Source organism: Streptomyces sp. RerS4, from assembly GCF_023515955.1.
Classification (GTDB): domain Bacteria; phylum Actinomycetota; class Actinomycetes; order Streptomycetales; family Streptomycetaceae; genus Streptomyces.
This window is the reverse complement of record NZ_CP097322.1, coordinates 5,347,154-5,369,810: the sequence shown is the minus strand read 5'-3', so window position 1 is coordinate 5,369,810 and position 22,657 is coordinate 5,347,154. Positions and strand designations below refer to the sequence as shown.

Below are 22,657 nucleotides of genomic sequence, written 5' to 3'. Positions count from 1 at the left end.
GCGGTGTCGTTCACTGCTCCGCCCCCTCGTTCTCGTCCTCGTTCTCATCGGACTCGTCGTCCCCGGGCGCGGTCAACGGCTCGTAGACCAGCACCGCGCGGTTGTCGGGCCGCAGCCGGGCGGCGGCCACGGCCTGCACCTCCTCGGCGGTGACGTCCAGGACCCGTGCCACGGCGGTCAGCGCCAGCTGCGGGTCGCCGAACAGCACCGCGAAGCGGCACAGTTCGTCGGCGCGGCCGGCCACCGTGCTCAGCCGGTCCAGCCACTCGCGCTCCAGCTGCGCCTGGGCGCGCTCCATCTCCTCGGCGGTGGGGCCCTCGGCGGCGAACCGCGCGAGCTCCTCGTCCACGGCCGCCTCGATGGAGGGCACCTCGACCCCGCTGGAGGTCTTCACGTCCAGCCAGCCCAGCGAGGGCGCCCCGGCGAGGCGCAGCATGCCGAAGCCGGCCGCGACCGCGCTCTGGTCGCGGCGTACGAGGCGGTTGTGCAGGCGGGAGGACTCGCCGCCGCCCAGGATCGTCAGCGCCACGTCGGCGGCGTCGCACTCGCGGGTGCCGTCGTGGGGCAGGCGGTAGGCGGCCATCAGCGCACGCGCCGGGACCTCCTCGACGATCTCCTCGCGCAGCTGGCCGCCCATGACCTCGGGCAGCGAGCCCTCGCGCGGCGGCTGCTTGCCGTCGTGGCCGGGGATGCTGCCGAAGTACTTCTCGACCCAGGCGAGCGTCCGCTCGGGGTCGATGTCGCCGACGACCGCCAGGACGGCGTTGTTGGGGGCGTAGTACGTACGGAAGAACTCGCGCGCGTCCTCCAGGGACGCCGCGTCCAGGTCGGCCATGGAGCCGATGGGGGTGTGGTGGTACGGGTGGCCCTCGGGGTAGGCCAGGGCGGTCAGCCGCTCGAAGGCGGTGCCGTACGGCACGTTGTCGTAGCGCTGGCGGCGCTCGTTCTTGACGACGTCGCGCTGGTTCTCCATGGATTCGTCGTCCAGGGCGACCAGCAGCGAACCCATCCGGTCCGCCTCCAGCCACAGGGCGAGTTCCAGCTGGTGGGCCGGCATGGTCTCGAAGTAGTTGGTGCGCTCGAAACTGGTCGTACCGTTGAGGGAGCCGCCGGCTCCCTGGACGAGCTCGAAGTGCCCGTTGCCCGGTACGCTCGCCGAACCCTGGAACATCAGGTGCTCGAAGAGGTGAGCAAGGCCGGTCCGCCCCTTGACTTCGTGGCGCGAGCCGACGTCGTACCAGAGGCAGACGGCGGCGACCGGGGTGAGGTGGTCCTCGGACAGCACCACGCGCAGGCCGTTGGCCAGCCGGTGCTCGGTCGCTGTCAGGCCGCCGGAGCCCGCCTGAGCTGTGGCCGTGTGACCCATGGGCATGTGGTCCCTTCGCTCGCGATGCAGAGATTTCGTATCGACCTGCCACTGTATGCAAGCGCGCCGACCACCGGAGAAGTTCCCGGGCTCCCGCCTGGGTCGGAGTCGGCGTTGTCGGAGCGTCGGGCCACAATGGTCCGCGTCGCCCCCGTGCGGACAGCCCGTACGCACCGTACGAACCCCCGTACACCCCGATTCTTGGTTAAGGAGCCGCGCAGCGATGGCCCGCCGCAGCACGAAGACCCCGCCGCCGGAGGATTTCGAGGAGAAGATCCTCGACATCGACGTCGTCGACGAAATGCAGGGCTCCTTCCTCGAGTACGCGTACTCGGTGATCTACTCCCGCGCCCTGCCCGACGCCCGCGACGGCATGAAGCCGGTGCACCGGCGCATCGTCTACCAGATGAACGAGATGGGCCTGCGCCCCGACCGCGGCTACGTGAAGTGCGCGCGCGTCGTCGGCGAGGTCATGGGCAAGCTGCACCCGCACGGTGACGCGTCGATCTACGACGCCCTCGTGCGCATGGCACAGCCCTTCTCGATGCGACTGCCCCTGGTCGACGGCCACGGCAACTTCGGTTCCCTCGGCAACGACGACCCGCCGGCCGCGATGCGTTACACCGAGTGTCGGATGGCCGACGCCACGTCGCTGATGACGGAGTCGATCGACGAGGACACGGTCGACTTCACCGCCAACTACGACGGTCAGGAGCGGGAGCCGGTCGCGCTGCCCGCCGCGTACCCGAACCTCCTGGTCAACGGCGCCTCCGGCATCGCCGTCGGCATGGCCACGAACATGGCCCCGCACAACCTGGGCGAGGTCATCGCGGCCGCCCGCCACCTGATCCGGCACCCGGAGGCGGACCTGGAGGCGTTGATGCGCTTCGTCCCGGGTCCCGACCTGCCGACCGGGGGTCGCATCGTCGGCCTGTCCGGGATCAAGGACGCCTACGAGAACGGTCGAGGCACCTTCAAGATCCGTGCCACCGTGACCGTCGAGGACGTGACGCCGCGCCGCAAGGGCCTGGTCGTTACCGAACTGCCCTTCACGGTCGGTCCCGAGAAGGTCATCGCGAAGATCAAGGACCTGGTCGGTTCGAAGAAGCTCCAGGGCATCGCGGACGTCAAGGACCTCACCGACCGCTCGCACGGCCTGCGCCTGGTCATCGAGATCAAGAACGGCTTCCACCCGGAGGCCGTCCTGGAGCAGCTCTACAAGCTGACGCCGATGGAGGAGTCCTTCGGCATCAACAACGTCGCGCTGGTCGACGGACAGCCGCTGACGCTCGGCCTCAAGGAACTGCTGGAGGTATACCTCGACCACCGCTTCGAGGTCGTCCGCCGGCGCAGCGAGTTCCGTCGCGGCAAGCGCCGCGACCGGCTGCACCTGGTCGAGGGCCTGTTGGTGGCCCTGGTCGACATCGACGAGGTCATCCGGATCATCCGGGACAGCGACAACTCCGCCCAGGCCAAGGAGCGCCTGATGGAGCGCTTCTCGCTGAGCGAGATCCAGACGCAGTACATCCTGGACACGCCGCTGCGCCGGCTGACCCGCTTCGACCGGATCGAGCTCGAGTCCGAGCGCGACCGGCTGACCGGCGAGATCGACGAGCTGACCGGGATCCTCGACTCCGACAGCGAGCTGCGCAAGCTCGTCTCCTCGGAACTGGCGGCGGTCGCCAAGAAGTTCGGCACCCCGCGCCGTACGGTGCTGCTGGAGTCGGCGGCCACGCAGGTCGGGGCGGTTCCGCTGGAGGTCGCCGACGACCCGTGCCGCGTGCTGCTGTCCTCGACGGGCCTGCTGGCGCGTACCGTGACCGGCGAACCGCTGCCGGAGGACGAGGGCGCCCCTCGCGCCAAGCACGACGTGATCGTCTCGCAGGTCGCGGCGACGGCCCGCGCCGAGGTGGGCGTGGTGACCTCGTACGGGCGGCTGCTGCGGCTGTCGGTGATCGACCTGCCGCAGCTGCCGGACACCCACGCCGCGCCGAACCTGGCGGGCGGGGCGCCGCTGGCCGAGTTCGTCTCCGGGCTGGAGGCCGATGAGACGGTGATCTGCCTGACCACCCTCGACGAGTCCTCGCAGGGCCTGGCCCTGGGCACCGAGCAGGGTGTGGTCAAGCGCGTCGTGCCGGACTATCCGGCGAACAAGGACGAGCTGGAGGTGATCACCCTCAAGGAGGGTGACCGGATCGTCGGCGCGGTCGAGCTGCGCACGGGCGAGGAGGACCTCGTCTTCATCACCGACGACGCGCAGTTGCTGCGCTACCCGGCCGGTCAGGTCCGCCCGCAGGGCCGTCCGGCGGGCGGTATGGCGGGCATCAAGCTCACCGGGAGCGCCAAGGTGATCCACTTCTCGGCCGTGGACCCGGCGCGGGACGCCGTGGTGTTCAGCGTGGCGGGCTCGCACGGGACGCTCGACGACTCGATGCGGTCCGGGAAGCTGACGCCCTTCGACCAGTACCCGCGCAAGGGGCGGGCGACGGGCGGCGTGCGCTGCCAGCGGTTCCTGAAGGGCGAGGACCTGCTCGTGCTGGCCTGGGCCGGGAACACCCCGGTCCGCGCGGCCACCGCGAACGGCGCCCCGGCCGCGCTGCCGGCCGTCGACCCGCGCCGGGACGGCTCGGGCACGGCCCTGCCGGCCGCCGTGGCCCACCTGGCGGGCTCGGCCCTGTAGGCGCGACTCTTCCCGCCATCGGCCCTGTCAGGGGCGTCTTCGCGGACAGCCCGGCGAAGACGCCCCTGACAGGGCCGGACACCCCCTAGTGTTTTCCTCGTACAAGCGGTGGGGGGAGAGCGCAGCGGATGAGTCGTCGGTCGAGCGGGTTGGTCGGGGTGTGGGCCGAGGCCCAACGACAGCAGCAGCGGGCGCGGCTGATGCAACAGCGCGAGGCCGAGCGCCGCAGCGGGCCCACGAGCGGGAGTCGGCCCGGGGCCGCAGGGAGCAGCAGGCCGCCTACCGGCAGTACCGCGAGGCCGAGGCCGCGCGCCGCACCGAACGGATCGACGCGGAGGTGGCGGCCCTGCGCGGGCTGCTGGCCGCGGGCTGCCGGGCGCCCGCGTTCCGAATGGCCTCGATGGTGCAGGAGGAGCGGCTCGAACCCTTCGCTCCGGGCCCCCTCGGACAGCCGGTGCCGATGCCGCAACCGCACCAGTTCCAGCAGATCCAGCAGCAGAGCGGCGGATGGGGGCTCGGCTCGAACCGCCGGGCGCAGGCGGAACGCGAGGCGCACGACCGCTACACCGCCGCCTGGCAGGCCGCCCACGCCGCCGAGCAGGAACGGCAGCGGCAGCTGGCGGCGTACCGGCAGCAGTACGACCAGTGGGCGGCGGGCCGGCTGGCCGCGATCCGGGCCCACAACAGCGGGCTCGTCGAGCTGGCGGACGCGCTGCGCGCGGGCGATGCCGACGCGGCGGTGGAGTACTTCTCGGCGGCCCTGTACGCCTCCACGGCCTGGCCGCAGGACCTGCCGCGCCAGGTCTCGGCGGCCTACGACCCGGGACCGCGGCAACTGGTCCTGGACTGGGAGCTGCCCCGGTACGAGGTGGTGCCCGAGGCCAAGTCCGTGCGGTACATGCCGAGTACGGACCAGGACAAGGAGACGGCCCGGCCGGCGACACAGCGCCGGGCGCTGTACCGGGACCTGCTGGCGCAGTGCGTGCTGCTGGTGTTGCGCGAGCTGTACGCGGCGGACGAGTTCGGCGCGCTGGACTCGGTGGTGGTCAACGGGTTCGTGGACGACCACGATCCGGTGACGGGGCAAGAGGCCCGGATCGTCCTGGCCACGGCGCAGACCACGCGGGCGGCCTTCTCCGGGCTGCGGCTGGAGCAGGTGAGCGCGGTGGACTGCCTCACCGAGGGCCTGCGCGGGCAGCTGTCGACGCGGCCGGATCAACTGACGGCCGTACGGGCGGGGCGCAGGCCGGACGAGGTCGGCGGCGCGGACGCCGTCGTGAGCCACGGCGGGCACACGGGTGGCGGCGAGGACGAGCCCGATCTCTTCGCGATGGACCCGATCGCCTTCGAGAACCTGGTCGCCGAACTGTTCCGGGCGATGGGCATGGAGGCGGTGACCACGCAGCGGTCGGGTGACGGCGGCGTGGACGTCGAGGCGCTGGACCCGGCCCCGATCCGGGGCGGGCGGATCGTGGTGCAGGTCAAGCGGTACCGCAACACCGTGCCGCCGACGGCGGTACGGGACCTGTACGGCACCGTCCAGGACGCGGGGGCGAACAAGGGGGTGCTGGTCACCACCTCGTCCTTCGGGCCGGGGTCGTACACCTTTGCCAACGGCAAGCCGCTGGAGTTGGTTCCCGGGGCGGACCTCGTGGAACTGCTGCACCGCTACGGGCTGCGGGGCCGGCTGGGCGGGGGCTCGGTCTCCGCCGCCGCCGTTCCGGCCCCACGCGCGGCGGAACCGACCCTGGTCGCCGTACCGGTGGACCCCACGCTCGTCTCGGGACCGGCCGGACCCGCAGGACCTGCCGGACCCGCCGGACTGGCCATACCCGCCGTACCGCCCATACCCGCCGTACCGCCCGTGCCCGCCGATCACAACGTACTGGGCATGTCCTGGTCGGGCGCGGTCGCGCTCGACGTGTGCGCGCTGGTCTGCGAGGGCGGCCGGGTGCTGACCGAGGACCACTTCGTCTTCTTCAACAACCCTGCCACCCCGGACGGTTCCGTCCGCTCCCGCCCGCATTCCGCACCCGACAAGGCCGCCGTGCAGGTCGGCTTCGACGCGTTGCCGCAGCGCGCCGACCGCCTGGTACTGGTCGCCGCGATCGACCCGGAGGTCAATCCGGACGCCGACCTCGCGGGCTTCACCGACGCCCGGATCCGGCTCCTGGACGCGGACGGCCGGGAGCTCGACCGCCTGGAGGTCTCCGACGGCCGCGCGGGCGAGACGGCCCTGGTCCTCGGCTCGTTCCGGCGCCGCCCGAACGGCGACTGGAAGTTCGTGATCGGCGGCAAGGGGTACCGGGGCGGCCTGGAGGACCTGCTGCGCGAGTACGGCATCGAGGTGGCCTGAGGCCCGAGGCTCCTAGAAGGCGTCGCGCGCCGTGTCCTCCGCCGTGTCCTCCACCATGTCGTCCTCCGTGTCCTGAGGGGCCTCGGCCGGTGGCTTCGGTACATACCGCAGGACGCCCCACATGGTCTCCGGGGGCAGTTCGTGCGGGGCCGGCTCGCGGCAGGCCTCCAGTTCGCGCAGCAGGCCCGGCCCGTCCGTGCCTGAGCCGATCAGGACCAGCTCGCTGCGGCGGGGCTCGCCCCGCCCCCAGGGGCCGGGGACGAAGCGCAGGAAGCGGCCGACCGCGTGGATCTCGTAGCGCTCCTCGTGGCCGGGCACCCCGAACCAGACGAAGCCCTTGATCCGGTAGAGGCCGGCCGGGCGGCGGTCGAGGAAGTCGAGGAAACGGCGCGGGGACAGCGCCTGGTCGGAGGTGAACTCGACGCTCTCGTAGAGCGCGTGGGCGTGCGCGTCGTGCGCGTCGTGGGCGTGCTCCTCCCGCCGGCCTTCCGCGAGCAGGTCCTCGAAGGAGAGCTGGCCGCGGGTCTCGGTCCAGGGGCGCCGGTCGAAGAGGAGTTCCGGGTCGATGCGTCCGTGGTCGGCGCCGACGATCGGGGTGCCGGGGGCGCAGAGCCGCGCGAGTTCACCCTCGATGCGGGAACGTTCGGCGGCGTCCACGCGGTCGACCTTGTTGAGGACCACCAGGTCGGCGACGGCGAGGTGGCGGTCGGTCTCGGGGTGCCGGGCGCGGGTCGCCTCGAACTCGGCCGCGTCCACGACCTGCACCAGCCCGCCGTAGCGGATCGCCGGGTTCTCGTTGGCCACGAGCATCCGGACCATCTCCTGCGGCTCGGCGAGCCCGCTGGCCTCGATGACGATCACGTCGATCCGGTGGACGGGCGCCGCGAGCTTCTCCAGGTACGCGTCGAGCTCGCTGCCGTCGACCGCGCAGCACAGGCAGCCGCCGCCGAGGGAGACCATCGAGTCGCCGACCTGGCCGGCCACCGACATCGCGTCGATCTCGATCGATCCGAAGTCGTTGACGACGACCCCGACGCGGGTGCCCGCCCGGTGGGCGAGGAGGTGGTTGAGCACGGTGGTCTTGCCGGATCCGAGGAAACCGGAGAGGACGACGACGGGGACCGTTGGCTCGGGCTGCTGCTGCCTGCTGTTCACCCGGTCGATCGTAGCCGGCGCCGGGGCCGGTGTGGCACGGGAACCGGCCGGGCGGCGCCGGTCACAGCGGGCTGCCCCACCGGAGGGTCATGACGTCCGCGCGGGCGTGGCGGTCCCCGCGATCGGCGCCTCCCGGACGGGACGGCGCGAACGGCGCCCCTGCCCGCCGCCGCTCCCGCTCCGCCGAGCCCTCCCACCTGATCGACGGCACCACGCCGCCCGGCCCTCACCCGCGGCGAGCGGTGCGACCTGGCCCGGCGCCGGACCCGAACTCCGCAAGCCGGATGAAGCCAGGCATTCCGCTTCCGGCGTCGCCGACCTACGGTTACTGGTCATGCGGTACCTCCCCACGAGCTCTCGGCGCCTCGGCCTGCCCCGGCGGGCCGTCTCGCAGATCCTGCTCACCCAGCTGGCGCTCGCCGCCGGGGTCCTCGCGCTGGCCACGGGGCTCTTCCTGGCTCCGCTGGGCGCCCAGCTGGACGACCAGGCCATGCGGCGCGCGCTCGCCATCGCCCAGAGCACGGCGGCCGACCCGAACGTGGCCGCCGACCTGCGGGCGGCCACCGCCCCCACGCCGGACGGCCCGGTCCAGGCGGCGGCCGAGCGGATCCGCCGGGCGACCGGGGCGGAGTACGTGGTCGTCCTCGATCCGCGTGGCATCCGCCACTCCCACCCCAACCCCGAACGGATCGGCCGGCCCGTCTCCACCGATCCCGGTGAGGCCCTCGCCGGCCACGAGGTGATGGAAATCGACGAGGGCACCCTGGGCCGCTCCGCCCGCGGCAAGGTCCCCCTGATCGCCCCCGACGGGCGGATCGTCGGCGCGGTATCGGTCGGCATCGCCTACGAAGGCGTGCGCGACCGACTCCTGGGCGCCATCCCCAGCCTCCTCGCCTACGCCGGCGGAGCCCTCGCCGTCGGCGCGCTGGCCGCCTACCTGCTCTCCCGCAGGATCCAGCGGCAGACCCGCGACCTGGCCTTCTCCGATATCGCCGGCCTCCTCGCCGAGCGCGAGGCGATGCTCCACTCCATCCGCGAGGGAGTGATCGCCCTCGACGGGGACGACCGGGTCCGGCTCGTCAACGACGAGGCCGCCCGGCTGCTGGGCCTGCCCCCGGACGCCGCGCCCACCCTCGCCGGCCGCCCGCTGGACGAGGTGCTCGGGCCGGGCCGGACCAGCGACGTCCTGGCCGGCCGCGTCACCGGCCGCGACCTGCTCACCGTGCAGGGCCCGCGCGTCCTGGTCGCCAATCGGATGCCCACCGCCGACGGCGGCGCCGTCGCCACCCTGCGCGACCGCACCGAGGTCGAACACCTCGGCCGCGAACTCGACTCCACCAAGGGCCTCATCGACGCCCTGCGCGCCCAGGACCACGAGCACGCCAACCGCCTCCACACCCTCCTCGGCCTCCTCGAACTGGGCCTGCACGAGGAAGCCGTCGCCTTCGTGACCGAGGTCGTGGGTGTGCACCGCACCACCGCCGAGCAGGTCACCGAGAGGATCCACGACCCCCTGCTCGCGGCCCTGCTGGTGGGCAAGGCCACCGTCGCCGCCGAGCGGGGCGTGCCCCTGCGGCTCGCTCCCGCCGCCCTGCTCCCCGACCGCCTCGTGGACCCGGGCGGCCTCGTGACGATCCTCGGCAACCTGGTCGACAACGCCCTCGACGCGGCCGTGGGCTCGGCGGCGCCCCTGGTCGAGGTCGACATCCGCGCGCGGGGCCGCACGGCCGTCCTGACGGTCCGCGACAGCGGTCCGGGCATCCCCGCCGCGCGCCGCGAGGAGATCTTCACCGAGGGCTGGTCGACGAAGCAGCCCAGGGCCCACCGCGAGCGCGGGCTCGGCCTCGCCCTCGTACGCCGCCTCGCGGAGCGGCAGGGCGGCAGCGCCCGAGCCGGGGAGGCAGAGGACGGAGGGGCGGAATTCTCCGTCGTACTTCCGGAGGCGCTGCGATGAACGAGTCCCCGATCCACGTATTGGTCGTCGACGACGACATGCGTGTTGCCCTGATCAACGCGGCCTACGTGGCGAAGGTTCCCGGGTTCCGGGTCTGCGGGCAGGCGCATTCCGCCGCCGAGGCGCTGGAGTTCCTCGCCGCCCGCCCGGTCGATCTCGTCCTGCTCGACCACTACCTCCCGGACGAGAACGGGCTCGACCTCGTCCGCCGCCTGCGTCAGCAGGGCCGGCACACCGACGTGATCATGGTCACGGCCGCCCGCGATCTGGCCACCGTCCAGGCCGCCATGCGCCTGGGCGCGCTCCAGTACCTGGTCAAACCGTTCACCTTCGCCGGCCTGCGCGCCAAGCTGGAGGCCTACGCCGCCCTGCGCCGCTCGCTCTCCGCCGGCGGGGAGGCCGAACAGGACGAGGTGGACCGCATCTTCGGCGCCCTCGCCGCCGCCGGCAGTCCGAACGAGCTGCCCAAGGGCCACTCCCCCACCACCGCGGAGCTGGTCCGCCAGGTCCTGCGCACCGCCGAAGGCCCCCTGTCCACCCAGCAGGTCGCCGACCGCGCCGGCATCAGCCGCCAAACCGCCCAGCGCTACCTCAAGCTCCTCGACCGCGCCGGCCGCGTCACCCTCGCCTTGCGCTACGGAGAGACCGGCCGCCCCGAACACCGCTACGCCTGGGTCCCGTCGGCCGGATCCTGACGCCCGCCGGGCCGCGGACGGGTCCCACGCGTCCGGCAGCTCCGGCGCCTCACACCGCGCCGGCCCCCGTCAACGAGCGGACCTCCGTCTCGGCGTGCCGCCGTTCGTCGGCCTCCTCACCGGAGGTGACGGTGCCCAGCCAGCCCGCGAGGAAGCCGAGCGGGATCGAGACGATCCCCGGGTTCTGGAGGGGGAAGTACTGGAAGTCGACTCCGGGGAAGAGCGACTCGGGACTCCCCGAGACCACCGGCGAGAGCACCACGAGCAGCACCGCCGGAACCAGCCCCCCGTACACCGACCAGACGGCCCCGCGCGTGGTGAACCCCCGCCAGAAGAGCGAGTACAGCAGCGCCGGCAGGTTCGCCGAGGCCGCCACCGCGAAGGCCAGGCCCACCAGGAAGGCCACGTTCAGGTCCTGGGCGAGCAACCCCAGGGCGATCGCCACGGCCCCGACGCCCACGGCGGCGATCCGGGCCACGGCCACCTCGCCGCGCTGACGGGCGTGCCGGCGCTTGAGGGAGGCGTAGAGGTCGTGCGCGACGGAGGCCGAGGAGGCCAGGGTGATCCCGGCGACCACCGCGAGGATGGTCGCGAAGGCGATCGCGGCCACCAGGGCGAAGAGCACGGTGCCGCCGGTGGAGCCGGCGCCGCCGCCGAGGTGGGCCGCCAGCAGCGGTACCGCCGTGTTGCCGGAGGCGTGGGACGCCTTCACCTCGGCCGGCCCGACCAGCGCGGCCGCTCCGAAGCCGAGCACGATGGTCATCAGGTAGAAACCGCCGATCAGGGCGATGGCCCACACCACCGAGCGGCGGGCCGCCCGCGCGGTCGGCACGGTGTAGAAGCGCGACAGGATGTGCGGCAGCCCGGCCGTGCCGAGCACGAGCGCGAGCCCGAGGCTCATGAAGTCGACCCGGGCCGTCCAACCGCCCCCGTACCGCAGGCCGGGACTCAGGAACCGGGTGCCGTGTCCGCTGCGCTCGGCGGCGGAGCCGAGCAGCAGGTCGAGGTTCCCGTGGAAGCGCGCCAGCACGAGCACCGTCAGCGTGATCGCGCCGCCCATCAGCAGGACGGCCTTCACGATCTGGATCCAGGTGGTGGCCCGCATCCCGCCGAAGGAGACGTAGACGACCATCAGCGCGCCGACCCCGATGACGGTCAGGGTCCGGGCTCCGGGACCGGAGTCGCCGAGCAGCAGGCCCACCAGACTTCCCGCGCCCACCATCTGCGCCACCAGGTACAGCACCGAGACCACCACCGACGAGGTCCCGGCGGCGATCCGCACCGGCCGTTCCCTCATCCGGGCGGCGACGACGTCGGCGAGCGTGAAGCGACCGCAGTTGCGCACCAGTTCGGCGACCAGGAACAGCACGAGGAGCCAGGCGACGAGGAAGCCCACCGAGTACAGCAGGCCGTCGTAGCCGAAGAGGGCGATGAGTCCGGAGATGCCGAGGAACGAGGCGGCGGACATGTAGTCGCCGGCGATGGCGAAACCGTTCTCCATGGGGGAGAAGAGTCGGCCGCCCGCGTAGAACTCCTCGGCCGAGCCGTGCCGGTTGCGGCTGACCCAGGTGGTGATGCCGAGGGTGACGGCGATGAAGAGGCTGAAGAGGATCAGCGCCAGGGTCTGGTGTTCGGTGTTCACCGGCCCTCCCCCCGGGCGCGACCGCGCTCCTGGCCGCGCTCCTGCTCGAAGACGGTCCAGCGCAGGTCGAGGGCCGCCCGGTCCCGACGCAGTCGTGCGTGGCGGGCGTACGCCCAGGTCAGCAGGAAGGTGGTGAGGAACTGCCCGAGGCCGGCGAGGAGGGCCACGTTGACGGCGCCGAACACGGGCCGGGCCATCAGGTCGGGCGCCGCCGTCGCCGCGATCACGTAGGCGATGTACCAGAGGAGGAAACCGGCGGTCGCGGGGACGACGAACCTTCGGTACCGGCCGCGGACCTCCTGGAAGGCGGCGCTGCGCTGCACTTCCAGGTAGATGTCGGACGCGCCGGGCGCGGTCCGCCCCTCGGCGGCGGGGCCGGCGGCGACCGTCTCGTCGCCCTCGCCCTCGCCCCAGCCCACGGCCAGGGCGTCGTACCAGGGGTCGTCCAACCGGATCGTTCCGGCATCACGACCATCGTGCTTGTCCACCGAACTCTCCTTGTCCGCCGCCGCATTGGCCGCGTGCCCACAAGGATGTGCGGAATGGCCGGTTTCCGGACTGGTGTCCCGGCGCTCTTCACTCCTTCAGGTGATGGAGTGAAGAGCGCCGGTGTGCCGTTTCCGGAAATCGGCTCCGGGCGTGTCCGAGGCGTCCGGCCGGACGCCGGCCCGGATCAGGCGTCGATGCGCGAGCGGTCCAGGGTGGCCGCGGAGCCCGTGATGAACTCCTTGCGCGGGGCCACCTCGTTGCCCATGAGCAGGTCGAAGACCTGCTCGGCGGAGTCCAGGTCGCCGATGTTGATCCGCCGCAGGGTGCGGAAGCGGGGGTCCATCGTGGTCTCCGCGAGCTGGTCGGCGTCCATCTCGCCGAGGCCCTTGTAGCGCTGGATCGAGTCCTTGTAGCGGATGTTCTTGCGCTGGAACTCCAGGAGGGTCTGGCGCAGCTCGTTGTCCGAATACGTGTACACGTACTTGTCCTGGCCGCGCTTCGGCTGGACCAGCTCGATCCGGTGCAGGGGCGGCACGGCCGCGAAGACCCGGCCCGCCTCGACCATCGGCCGCATGTAGCGCTGGAAGAGCGTGAGCAGCAGGCAGCGGATGTGCGCGCCGTCCACGTCGGCGTCGACGAGCAGGACGATCTTGCCGTAGCGGGCGGCGTCGAGGTCGAAGGTGCGGCCCGAGCCGGCTCCTATGACCTGGATGATCGCGCCGCACTCGGCGTTCTTGAGCATGTCCGAGACCGAGGACTTCTGGACGTTGAGGATCTTGCCGCGGATCGGCAGCAGCGCCTGGAACTCCGAGTTCCGCGCGAGCTTGGCCGTACCGAGCGCCGAGTCCCCCTCGACGATGAAGAGCTCGCTGCGGTCCACGTCGTCGCTGCGGCAGTCGGCCAGCTTGGCCGGCAGGGACGAGGACTCCAGCGCGGTCTTGCGACGCTGCGCCTCCTTGTGCTGGCGGGCCGCGATACGGGTCCGGGCGGCCGCGACGATCTTCTCCATCACGGCGCGGGCCTGCTGCTTGTCGTCGCGCTTGGTCGAGGTCAGGAAGGCCTTCAGCTCCTTGGCGACGACGGCGGCGACGATCCGGGTGGCCGCCGAGGTGCCGAGCACCTCCTTGGTCTGGCCCTCGAACTGCGGCTCGGCGAGGCGGACGGTGACGACGGCCGTGAGGCCCTCCATCGCGTCGTCCTTGACCACGTCGTCCTCGGCCACGCGAAGGAGCTTCGCGGAGCGCAGGACCTCGTTGACCGTCTTGGCGACGGAGCGCTCGAAGCCGGAGACGTGGGTGCCGCCCTTGGGGGTGGCGATGATGTTCACGAAGGACTTGACGTTGGTCTCGTACCCCGTGCCCCAGCGCAGGGCGATGTCCACGCCCAGCTCGCGGGTGACCTCGGTGGGGGTCATGTGCCCGCGCTCGTCGAGGACCGGGACGGTCTCCTTGAACGTTCCGGAGCCGGTCAGTCGCAGGATGTCGCAGACGGCCTTGTCCTGGGCGAGGTACTCGCAGAACTCGCTGATGCCCCCGTCGAAGCGGAAGGTCTCCTCGGTCTTGCCCGCGCCGTCGATGGCCCGCTCGTCGCGGACGACGATGGTCAGGCCGGGGACGAGGAAGGCGGTCTGGCGGGCGCGCTGGTAGAGCGTCTCCAGGCCCAGGCGGGCGTCCTTGAGGAAGATCTGGCGGTCGGCCCAGTAGCGGACCCGGGTGCCGGTCTTGCCCTTGGCGATCCGCTTGATCTTGCGCAGGCCGTTCGCGGGGTCGAACGGGCTGTCCGCGCCCTGCTCGGCGAAGACGCCGGGGACGCCGCGGCGGAAGCTGATGGCGTGGGTCGAGCTGCCCCGGTCGACCTCGACGTCGAGGCGGGCCGACAGGGCGTTGACCACGGAGGCGCCGACGCCGTGCAGGCCGCCGGAGGCCGCGTAGGAGCCACCACCGAACTTGCCGCCGGCGTGGAGCTTGGTCATGACGACCTCGACGCCGGAGAGGCCGGTCTTGGGCTCGACGTCGACCGGGATGCCGCGGCCGTTGTCACGGACCTCGACGGAGCTGTCCTCGTGGAGGATCACCTCGATGTGGTCGCAGTAGCCGCCCAGGGCCTCGTCGACGGAATTGTCGATGATCTCCCACAGGCAGTGCATCAGGCCTCGGCTGTCCGTGGAGCCGATATACATGCCGGGGCGCTTGCGGACGGCCTCGAGGCCTTCGAGGACGAGCAGGTGCCGCGCGGTGTAGTTGGAGCCGTCCCGGTCTGCTCCGGACAGCAGCGCGCTGGAAGGCACGGACGTGTCGGCGGTCACGCAGTTCGCTCCTCGCTGAATTTCTTTTCTGGCCCGGTCGGGCGCAGGGGTGGCTCGGTTGCCGGTCGAAGGGTACCGAGGCCTGGTAGAGCCGATGCAACGCCACCCTCGTCGGTTCCACAGCCTAGTCCAGATCCGCACGAGTGTTCGATCCCCCGTCGGGGTGAAGCAAACATCACGTTCCCTTCCAGGCATGAACCATTTAGGGTTCGGGCACGTCCTCATGAACAACCGGCGCCCACGCCGGGGAGGACGGGAACTGCTACAAGCGAACGACTGACAACGCGAAACCGTAAAGCAACGCAATACGGCTCCTTCGCCGCCAACCGGCAACAGCCGGCCAGCTTCGGAAGGAAGTTTCGAGGAAAAGCCGAGAGCGGGAACGTTTTCGGCCTGGTTGGATGTTGACCCTGGTACGACAGCTCGTCGAGCTAGAGAAGAGGCGACGTGACTACTGTTCTGACCCCCGCGACCCCGCTGACGGCCGCTGACCGATGCGACCGTTGCGGCGCCCAGGCATATCTGCGCGTCGTCCTCCTGAGCGGTGGTGAACTGCTCTTCTGCGCCCACCACGGGCGTAAGTTCGAGCCGGAACTCAAGAAGATCGCCGCGGAAATACAGGATGAGACCGAGCGGCTCACCGCTCCGGCCGCCAACGCTGCCGACCCCGAGGACCGCTGACACAAGGCCTACCTCGCATCCGACGAGCCAGGACCGGCCAGGCCGGTCGACGGGCGGCATCTCTGAGACCCAGGGAAGCCGCCCGTCCTCATATCCGAGGCCCTTCCCCGCACCAGGCGTCCCCTACGAGCCGCCGCACCCCTTTGCCGGGCCGTGCGGGGCGCCTGGAGCCCCTCCGGGCACCCCGCACGGTGTTCCTCCACCCAGTCCGGCCGCTAGCGCCTCTCGGGGCCGCTCACAAAGTCGACCAACGGGGCGATCCGGGTGTACACGCCCGGACTGTCGGAGCGGCCGCAGCCCCGCCCCCAGGACACCAGGCCGATCAGCCGCCCCCGCGCCACCAGCGGACCGCCGCTGTCCCCCTGGCAGGCGTCCTTGCCGCCTCCCCGGTCCCCCGCACACACCATGGACTCGGCCTGGAAGCGGCCGTCCGCGTCACCCGGGTACGCCCGCCGGCAGACCTCGTCGTCCAGCACGGCGACCCGGGCCGCCCGCAGCCCGTGCGGGTAGTCCCCGAATCCGCTCGTGTCGCCCCAGCCGTACACGTCCGCGTCCGTACCGGGCGTGTAGGCCTCGTCACCGGCCGCCGCCATCGGCAGGACATGCGCGGCCGGCACGGCTTCGGACAGCTCCAGCACGGCGAGGTCCCCCGCGTTGCTGCGGGCGTCGTAGGCGGGGTTCACCCGGGCCGCCCTCACGGCGATCTCGCGACCCTCCTCCGCGTGCAGCTCCGTACGGCCGGTGATCACCCGAAGGTCGGTGACGGACTCGACCGGACCGCCGAGCACCTGCCGGCCCAGGCAGTGGGCCGCGGTCACCACCGTGGTCGGGCCGACGAGGACACCCCCGCAGAACTGCCCGTCGCGGATACCCCCGAACCGGTCACGGCTGGCGAGGGCCACCACCCAGGGGCTGTCCGCCACCTTGACCGGCTTGCCACCTATGACGACGCCGTCGGCCACGGCCCCGGGAGCCTGGACCAGGGGTGCCACGGCGGCTCCCGCCACCAAGGCCAGTGCGCCCGCCAGGGCACGGGCTGGGGAAAGACGCATAGGGTCTCCTGACTCTGGGTGTGGATGACTTCCACCCAGAGTGGAATGCCCCGTGGCCGTGCGCACCCGCGCGAACCGCCGTGTGCGGTCGCGCCCCCGCTCCCGCGGCTGCGCGCCCCCTTCCGACCACGACCCCGCACGTACGACGGCCGGACCCCCTCCGCGGGGGTCCGGCCGTGGTGCGACCGCCGGCGTCGGCGCCGGTCAGTCGAGGTAGTCGCGCAGCACCTGCGAGCGGGACGGGTGGCGCAGCTTCGACATGGTCTTGGACTCGATCTGGCGGATGCGCTCGCGGGTGACCCCGTAGACCTTGCCGATCTCGTCGAGCGTCTTCGGCTGGCCGTCGGTGAGGCCGAAGCGCATGGAGACCACGCCGGCCTCGCGCTCGGAGAGCGTGTCGAGGACGGAGTGCAGCTGCTCCTGGAGGAGCGTGAAGGAGACCGCGTCGGCCGGGACGACCGCCTCGGAGTCCTCGATGAGGTCACCGAACTCGCTGTCGCCGTCCTCGCCGAGCGGGGTGTGCAGGGAGATCGGCTCGCGGCCGTACTTCTGGACCTCGATGACCTTCTCGGGGGTCATGTCGAGTTCCTTGGCCAGCTCCTCCGGGGTGGGCTCGCGGCCCAGGTCCTGGAGCATCTGGCGCTGCACACGGGCCAGCTTGTTGATCACTTCGACCATGTGCACCGGGATGCGGATGGTGCGGGCCTGGTCGGCCATGGCGCGCGTGATCGCCTGGCGGATCCACCACGTCGCGTACGTGGAGAACTTGTAGCCCTTGGTGTAGTCGAACTTCTCGACGGCGCGGATCAGACCGAGGTTGCCCTCCTGGATCAGGTCCAGGAAGAGCATGCCGCGACCGGTGTAGCGCTTGGCCAGCGAGACCACGAGGCGCAGGTTGGCCTCCAGCAGGTGGTTCTTGGCGCGCCGTCCGTCCTCGGCGATGATCTCCAGCTCGCGCTTGAGCTTGGGGGCGAGCTTGTCGGAGTTCGCGAGCTTGTCCTCGGCGAAGAGTCCGGCCTCGATGCGCTTGGCGAGCTCGACCTCCTGCTCGGCGTTGAGGAGGGGGACCTTGCCGATCTGCTTGAGGTAGTCCTTGACGGGGTCGGCGGTGGCGCCGGCCACGACGACCTGCTGGGCGGGGGCGTCGTCCTCGTCGTCGGAGATGACGAATCCCTTGTTCCCCTCGCCCTCCTCCTCGTCCTCCGACTCGGCCTTCACGGCCTCGGGACCCTCTTCCGGGGTCTCCTCGACGCCCTCGTCCGCGTCCTTCTTGGCGGCCGTCTTCTTCGCCGCCGTCTTCTTGGCGGTCGTCTTCTTCGCGGCGGTCTTCTTCGCGGCCGTCTTCTTCGCCGCCGTCTTCTTCGCCACGGGCTCGGCGGTGGGATCCTCGGCGGGCGCGTCGACGGGCTCGGGGGCCGTCATCGCGCTCTCGTCGGTCTCGGGGCCCTCGGCCGAGGCCGGCGCGGCCGTCGTCTTCGCCGCGACGGTCCGGGTCGTCGTCCGCTTGGCGGGGCTCTTCGCCGCGACGCTCTTGCGGGGGGTGCGCTTGGGCGATTCCGCGGCACTGACCATCAGCGTCACACCCTCTTCCTCGAGGATCTGGTTGAGGCTGCGCAGAACATTCTTCCACTGGGTCGCAGGAATCTGGTCAGCCTCGAAGGCCCGACGCACGTCATCGCCGGCGATCTGCCCCTCGGCCTTGCCCCGCTCGATGAGCGCCATCACAGACTCGGAATCGGCGATCTCCGGCGGGAGCGTACGGGATGTGCTGGCCGACACGAACAACCTCTCGGAACGATGGGAACGGCTTCCGACCCCGGCCTGGTGCTCGACCGGAGCCGACGACCACCGACTGGGGATGGGCCGGGGGCGCGGGCAGGGGCCGGGGAGCTGTACAGCACCCCCAAGGGCTGCTGTCTTCCCTCCGTCGGCCATCACCGCTTAAGTCATCGTGTGACGTCGCGGAGCGTTACGCCCAATCTTTGGTGGCCCGAATCACACCCGCCTCTCCCGCCCGTCTCACCCTCACGCCGGTCCTACGGTCGGGAGCGTCCGCCCGGGGCTCAAAAGGGCCCCGTACACCGGTGTCGCCGGGCCCGTGCGCGGGCCCGGCGACAGGTGGTGCACCCCGCGCCCCAGCGCCCCCGCGCGTCGGCGTGTCAGTGCTCGCGCGGGGCGGGGACCACGCGCTCGACCTCCGGGTGCACCGTCAGGAGCTGACGCATGGCGTTCTCGGCGCCCGTCGAGTCGCCGGCGGCGAGGGCCTCGACCATGCGGGCGTGGTGGGCGACGCAGGTTTCGCTGGGGCGGTCGCAGGCGGTGACGGGTCCGCCGGACACCTGGAGGGCGGCGGAGACGATGCCGTGCAGGTGCTCCAGCATGCGGTTGCCGGCGATCTGGATCAGGAGCGAGTGGAACTCGTTGTCGGCGCGGGTGAAGGTGATCGCGTCACCCTGTCCGAGGGCGTGGCCCATGATCTCGACCATGTCGGCGAGGCGCTGCTGGAGGTCCGGGCGGTCGTGGCCGGCGGCGAGCCGGGCGGCCAGCGGCTCGATGGTCCAGCGGAGCTCGTTCAGCTCGCGGCGCTGGTCGTCGCGCTGGGGCCCGAAGGCCCGCCACTCGATGATGTCGGGGTCGAGCAGGTTCCAGTCGGCGACCGGCCGGACCCGGGTGCCCACGTTGGGCCGGGCGCTGACGAGGCCCTTGGCCTCCAGCACCCGCAGCGATTCGCGGACGACGGTCCGGGAGACCTCGAAGCGCTGGCCGATCTCCTCGGGGACCAGGGGCCGGTCCGCGCCGAGGTCGCCGGAGACGATCATCTGGCCGAGCTGCTGGACGAGTTGGCCGTGCAGTCCGCGGCCGCGGCTGCCCGCCGCCCGGCGGCCGACACGACTCAACTCGACGTCGGCTCCGTCCCAGTGGGGTGGTCCGACCCGGTCGGAGCCGGGGGCCTCCGGGTAGGGGTAGCGGTCGAGTTCGCCCGCGCCGGCGAGGCCGGTGTCGGCATGGCGGGCGGCGGTCATCATGGTGTGCGCAAGGGTACTCACGAATCCTTTGTCGGTCGTGCCTCGGCGACCCTTGAGGTCTTTGGTGAAAAGCACACGAAAGGGTGATCGGTGCCACCTGCGCAATTGACGACTTATCGTAAAGAACCGGGCCTTTTGTGAGGACTTGCGGTCCCCTTCGCATGCAGGGGGCTCGATGTGGACTTCCCCGGTCGTTCGGGGGTCGACTCCCGCACCGGAGCGATCACCGGCGGACGCGACTGCGCAATCCTGTGAACGCATAGGCGCACAACAGGACCATAAGCGACAACACCACTGCGGCGGCGAGGGGTTGGGCCATCACCCGAAGGGCCCCCAGGACGAGCCGGTCCCCCTCGGGGGGCCACGGCGACCAGCTCAGACCGCGCAGCCGGGCGGCGATGCCGTGCACGGGGTGCGCGGACGGCCCGTCGAGCGCCTTGCGCACCAGCGGTACCACCGCCATCGGTACGGCGAGCACCGCCAGCAGTCCCGCCGTGGCGGAGCGGAACACCCCGGAGGCGAGGACTCCGACCCAGGCGCATCCGATGAGGAGCCCGGCCCAACTGACGGCGGGCGCGATCCAGTCCGTCGGGGCCCGCAGGGGACCGTGGTCGAACACGAGCCGCAGGGCCGCCGCGTCGGCCGCGACGGCGAACGCCCCGAGCGCCAGGGCGAGGGCGGCGCAGACGCCGAGCTTGGCGACGAGCAGGCCCAGGCGCCGCGGCACGGTGCCCCGGTCGGCGGCGAGGGCGGGGTAGCGGTACTCCTCGCCGAAGGCGAGGGCGCCGAGGAGTCCGGCGCCGAGAGCGGCGGGGGGCAACGGCAGCGGCGCGGGCCAGGCGAGCAGGACGCGGCTGAGGGAGGTGTGCCCGGCGCGGGCGAGCACCAGGGCGGTGACGACGGAGACGGTGACGACGAGGGTCGCCGTCAGGAACGGGGTGGCGGTGCCGAAGACGCGGAGCAGCTCGTAGCGAACCGGCCGCAGGGGACCGCCGATACGGCGCACCGGCGGGACGGACCACGCGGTCGCGGCGGGCACCTCGTCCGCGTCCGTCGCGCCGGGCGGGCGCGCTTCGGGGCGGGACGCGGGGCGGGGCTCGGCGCGAGCCTCTGAGCGCGCCTCGGGGGCGGGTTCGGCCGTGGGGTGCGGGTCGGGGAGGACGTCGGGGTGGACGTCGGGGTGGACGTCGGGGTGGACGTCGGCCGGGATCGGGGGGTGGCCTGTGCCGCTCGGGAAGGCGCTCTGGAAGGCTCCCGGTGGGGTGGTCGGGGTGGTGGCCGGGGAGGCGGTCGCCGTGCGCGCCTGGGGGACGGCTTCGACCCGTGCTTCGGCGCGCACCGTGCCGCCGGCGCGGGTGCGGGCCTGCGGTACGGGCGGGACCGGGGCGACGCCGGCGTCACCGGTCTCGTCGGCGAGCTGGTGGACGAGGACGCCGTTGCGGAAGGCCGCCTCGCCGACCTCGGCGCAGTTGCTGCCGTAGACGGACAGGCGGTTGCCGCTCTCCTCGACGATCTCCACGGCTCGTTGGGCGGCTCTTGCCTCGCGGCCCAGGACGTCGGCCAGCCGGGCCGCGTGCGGCGTGCGCACGGCGACCCGCGGGCGCAGTCTGGTGCGGGCGAAGTCCGCGACGTCCTGGTCGGCGACGAGGCGGCCCGATGCGAGGGAGACGACGCGGTCGGCGTTGCGGGCGGCTTCCTTGGCGTCGTCGGTGGTGTAGAGCACCGCTCCGCCGAGGGCGGCGTGCCCGCGCAGGAGCCCGTGGAGCCAGGCCCGTTCACGGACGGGGAGCCCGGCGGCGGGTTCGTCGAGCAGCAGGGTGCACGGGTCGGCGAGCAGGGCGACGGCCAGGCCGAGGCGGCGGTCCATGCCGGTGGAGAGCGAGCCGAGCCGCTGGTCGCGCAGCCCGGCGATGCCGACGACCTCCATCAGCACGTCCGCCCGGGAGACGGGCACGCCGACGGCGGCGCAGAGCATGCGCAGCTGGTTGCGGACGGTCCGCGACGGGTGGCCGGGGACGTCCCCGAGCAGTACCCCGACCTCACGGGCGGGATGGGCGATCCGGTGCAGGGGGCGACCGCGGAAGTAGGTGACGCCCCGGCCCGGTTCGAGTTCGAGCATGAGCCGCAGCGCGGTGGTCTTGCCCGAACCCGGTTCGCCGAGCAGGGCGGTCACACACCCCGGGCGGGCCTCGAAGGTGAGGTCGTCCACGAGGGGGGCGAGATCTCGACGGGGGGTGCTGGTGAGTCCGATGGCCTGGAGCATCGCTTCCCTCGCGGGGGGTGAGACCGCTCTGCGGCAGGGTGAGTACCGCAAGCAAGGTAACGCGATATGTCCGATTTTCAACGCATTCGACCTGGGTGGGTCGGGTGCGTGTCGGCCGGGCCCTCCGAGCGTCGGACCTCTGGGGAGGGTCAGACCTCCGGGCGCAGCATGGGCGGATTGAGCAGGGTGGCTCCGCCCGCCCGGAACAGTTGGGCGGGGCGGCCGCCCTGACGGGTCGTCGTACCGCCGGCGGGGACCAGGAACCCGGGGGTCCCGGTGACCTTGCGGTGGAAGTTCCGCGGATCGAGCGCCACACCCCAGACGGCCTCGTACACCCGCCGCAGCTCCCCGACGGTGAACTCGGGCGGACAGAAGGCGGTGGCCAGAGAGGAGTACTCGATCTTCGAGCGGGCCCGCTCCACTCCGTCGGCGAGGATCCGCTCGTGGTCGAAGGCGAGGCCGCCGGAAGGCTGCTCGGAGCCGCCCAGGAGCTCGTCGACGGGGGCCCAGCGGGCACTGTTGGCGTCACCGCCCGCGCGGGGCGCGGGCAGGTCCGGGGCGAGGACCAGGTGCGCGACGCTGACCACCCGCATCCGGGGGTCGCGCCCGGGGTCGCCGTAGGTGGCGAGCTGTTCGAGGTGGGCGCCCTGGTCGACGCCGGGTACGGCCGCGTCGTGCGCGCACAGGCCGGTTTCCTCGGCGAGTTCCCTGGCCGCGGCCGCCCCCAGGTCCTCGTCTCCGCGGACGAAGCCACCGGGCAGCGCCCATCGTCCCTGGAACGGTTGCTCACCCCGTTTGACGACCAGCGCGCAGAGCGCGTGGCGCCGTACGGTGAGCACGACCAGGTCGACGGTGACGGCGAAGGGCGGGAAGGCCGACGGGTCGTAGGGCGACATGCGGCGATCATAGTCGTCTCCCTGACGATAAACAGAGCTTTCGTGATCCCGGCGACGGTGATCCGGAACCCGGCGCGCAGCTTCGTGAGCACTGGGG

The 22,657-nt window shown here is 72.1% G+C and carries 14 protein-coding genes and 1 pseudogene; 5 read left to right on the top strand and 10 right to left on the bottom strand.

Translation table 11 applies throughout. The features are described from left to right. Nucleotides 1–10 precede the first annotated feature (10 nt). Nucleotides 11–1,366 carry a M16 family metallopeptidase gene (locus tag M4D82_RS24885; protein WP_249768144.1) on the bottom strand — a complete coding sequence of 452 codons (1,356 nt, stop codon included), beginning with the start codon at nucleotides 1,364–1,366 and terminating at the stop codon, nucleotides 11–13. A 223-nt stretch (nucleotides 1,367–1,589) separates the two neighbouring features. On the opposite strand from M4D82_RS24885, the gene M4D82_RS24880 reads away from it, so the two are divergent. Both M4D82_RS24880 and M4D82_RS24875 read left to right on the top strand, forming a co-directional pair. Continuing rightward, nucleotides 1,590–4,046 (top strand): DNA gyrase/topoisomerase IV subunit A, encoded by a 2,457-nt coding sequence (locus M4D82_RS24880; protein ID WP_249768143.1) that lies wholly within the window; start codon nucleotides 1,590–1,592, stop codon nucleotides 4,044–4,046. 128 nt (nucleotides 4,047–4,174) lie between these two features. Then, nucleotides 4,175–6,402, top strand: a pseudogene (locus M4D82_RS24875) (restriction endonuclease). Between the two features lie 12 nt (nucleotides 6,403–6,414). On the opposite strand, the gene M4D82_RS24870 reads toward M4D82_RS24875, so the two are convergent. Further along, the gene (locus M4D82_RS24870; RefSeq protein ID WP_249768141.1) at nucleotides 6,415–7,557 is read right to left on the bottom strand and encodes a CobW family GTP-binding protein; all 1,143 of its coding nucleotides are present in this window, start codon (nucleotides 7,555–7,557) and stop codon (nucleotides 6,415–6,417) included. Between the two features lie 334 nt (nucleotides 7,558–7,891). Between M4D82_RS24870 and M4D82_RS24865 the strand changes: the two genes are divergently transcribed. Both M4D82_RS24865 and M4D82_RS24860 read left to right on the top strand, forming a co-directional pair. Then, the gene (locus M4D82_RS24865) at nucleotides 7,892–9,511 is read left to right on the top strand and encodes an ATP-binding protein (RefSeq protein WP_249768140.1); all 1,620 of its coding nucleotides are present in this window, start codon (nucleotides 7,892–7,894) and stop codon (nucleotides 9,509–9,511) included. Next, nucleotides 9,508–10,206 carry a DUF7342 family protein gene (locus tag M4D82_RS24860; protein ID WP_249768139.1) on the top strand — a complete coding sequence of 233 codons (699 nt, stop codon included), beginning with the start codon at nucleotides 9,508–9,510 and terminating at the stop codon, nucleotides 10,204–10,206. Before M4D82_RS24865 ends, M4D82_RS24860 begins: the two co-directional genes overlap by 4 nt. A gap of 49 nt (nucleotides 10,207–10,255) precedes the next feature. Here the strand turns inward: M4D82_RS24860 and M4D82_RS24855 are convergent, their stop codons facing one another. The 3 genes from M4D82_RS24855 to M4D82_RS24845 form a co-directional block, all read right to left on the bottom strand. Next, on the bottom strand, nucleotides 10,256–11,848 hold the full coding sequence (locus M4D82_RS24855; RefSeq protein ID WP_249768138.1) for a monocarboxylic acid transporter: 1,593 nt from the start codon (nucleotides 11,846–11,848) through the stop codon (nucleotides 10,256–10,258). After that, nucleotides 11,845–12,336 (bottom strand): DUF485 domain-containing protein, encoded by a 492-nt coding sequence (locus M4D82_RS24850; protein WP_249768137.1) that lies wholly within the window; start codon nucleotides 12,334–12,336, stop codon nucleotides 11,845–11,847. The genes M4D82_RS24855 and M4D82_RS24850 overlap by 4 nt, the downstream gene beginning before the upstream one ends. Nucleotides 12,337–12,521: 185 nt before the next feature. Beyond that, nucleotides 12,522–14,642, bottom strand: a complete 2,121-nt coding sequence (locus M4D82_RS24845; protein ID WP_249768136.1) for a DNA gyrase/topoisomerase IV subunit B — start codon at nucleotides 14,640–14,642, stop codon at nucleotides 12,522–12,524. A 447-nt stretch (nucleotides 14,643–15,089) separates the two neighbouring features. Between M4D82_RS24845 and M4D82_RS24840 the strand changes: the two genes are divergently transcribed. Further along, nucleotides 15,090–15,323 (top strand): DUF7455 domain-containing protein, encoded by a 234-nt coding sequence (locus tag M4D82_RS24840; protein ID WP_249768135.1) that lies wholly within the window; start codon nucleotides 15,090–15,092, stop codon nucleotides 15,321–15,323. Between the two features lie 215 nt (nucleotides 15,324–15,538). Here M4D82_RS24840 and M4D82_RS24835 read toward each other — a convergent pair whose 3' ends face one another. From M4D82_RS24835 to M4D82_RS24815, 5 genes are all read right to left on the bottom strand, one after another. Further along, entirely contained in the window at nucleotides 15,539–16,375 is an 837-nt protein-coding gene (locus tag M4D82_RS24835) for a S1 family serine peptidase (protein ID WP_249768134.1), read from the bottom strand. A 204-nt stretch (nucleotides 16,376–16,579) separates the two neighbouring features. Continuing rightward, nucleotides 16,580–18,154 (bottom strand): RNA polymerase sigma factor, encoded by a 1,575-nt coding sequence (locus tag M4D82_RS24830; RefSeq protein ID WP_283844505.1) that lies wholly within the window; start codon nucleotides 18,152–18,154, stop codon nucleotides 16,580–16,582. A 380-nt stretch (nucleotides 18,155–18,534) separates the two neighbouring features. After that, nucleotides 18,535–19,422, bottom strand: a complete 888-nt coding sequence (locus M4D82_RS24825; protein WP_249768133.1) for a FadR/GntR family transcriptional regulator — start codon at nucleotides 19,420–19,422, stop codon at nucleotides 18,535–18,537. 202 nt (nucleotides 19,423–19,624) lie between these two features. Continuing rightward, nucleotides 19,625–21,664, bottom strand: a complete 2,040-nt coding sequence (locus tag M4D82_RS24820; RefSeq protein ID WP_249768132.1) for an ABC transporter ATP-binding protein — start codon at nucleotides 21,662–21,664, stop codon at nucleotides 19,625–19,627. 149 nt (nucleotides 21,665–21,813) lie between these two features. After that, nucleotides 21,814–22,560, bottom strand: a complete 747-nt coding sequence (locus tag M4D82_RS24815; RefSeq protein WP_249768131.1) for an NUDIX hydrolase — start codon at nucleotides 22,558–22,560, stop codon at nucleotides 21,814–21,816. Between the last annotated feature and the right edge of the window lie 97 nt (nucleotides 22,561–22,657).

Coding starts and splice junctions, on each gene's coding strand:
- M4D82_RS24835 (WP_249768134.1), bottom strand. CDS start 16,375: ATGCGTCTTTCCCCAGCCCGTGCCCTGGCGGGCGCACTGGCCTTGGTG.
- M4D82_RS24880 (WP_249768143.1), top strand. CDS start 1,590: ATGGCCCGCCGCAGCACGAAGACCCCGCCGCCGGAGGATTTCGAGGAG.
- M4D82_RS24885 (WP_249768144.1), bottom strand. CDS start 1,366: ATGGGTCACACGGCCACAGCTCAGGCGGGCTCCGGCGGCCTGACAGCG.
- M4D82_RS24865 (WP_249768140.1), top strand. CDS start 7,892: ATGCGGTACCTCCCCACGAGCTCTCGGCGCCTCGGCCTGCCCCGGCGG.
- M4D82_RS24820 (WP_249768132.1), bottom strand. CDS start 21,664: ATGCTCCAGGCCATCGGACTCACCAGCACCCCCCGTCGAGATCTCGCC.
- M4D82_RS24860 (WP_249768139.1), top strand. CDS start 9,508: ATGAACGAGTCCCCGATCCACGTATTGGTCGTCGACGACGACATGCGT.
- M4D82_RS24815 (WP_249768131.1), bottom strand. CDS start 22,560: ATGTCGCCCTACGACCCGTCGGCCTTCCCGCCCTTCGCCGTCACCGTC.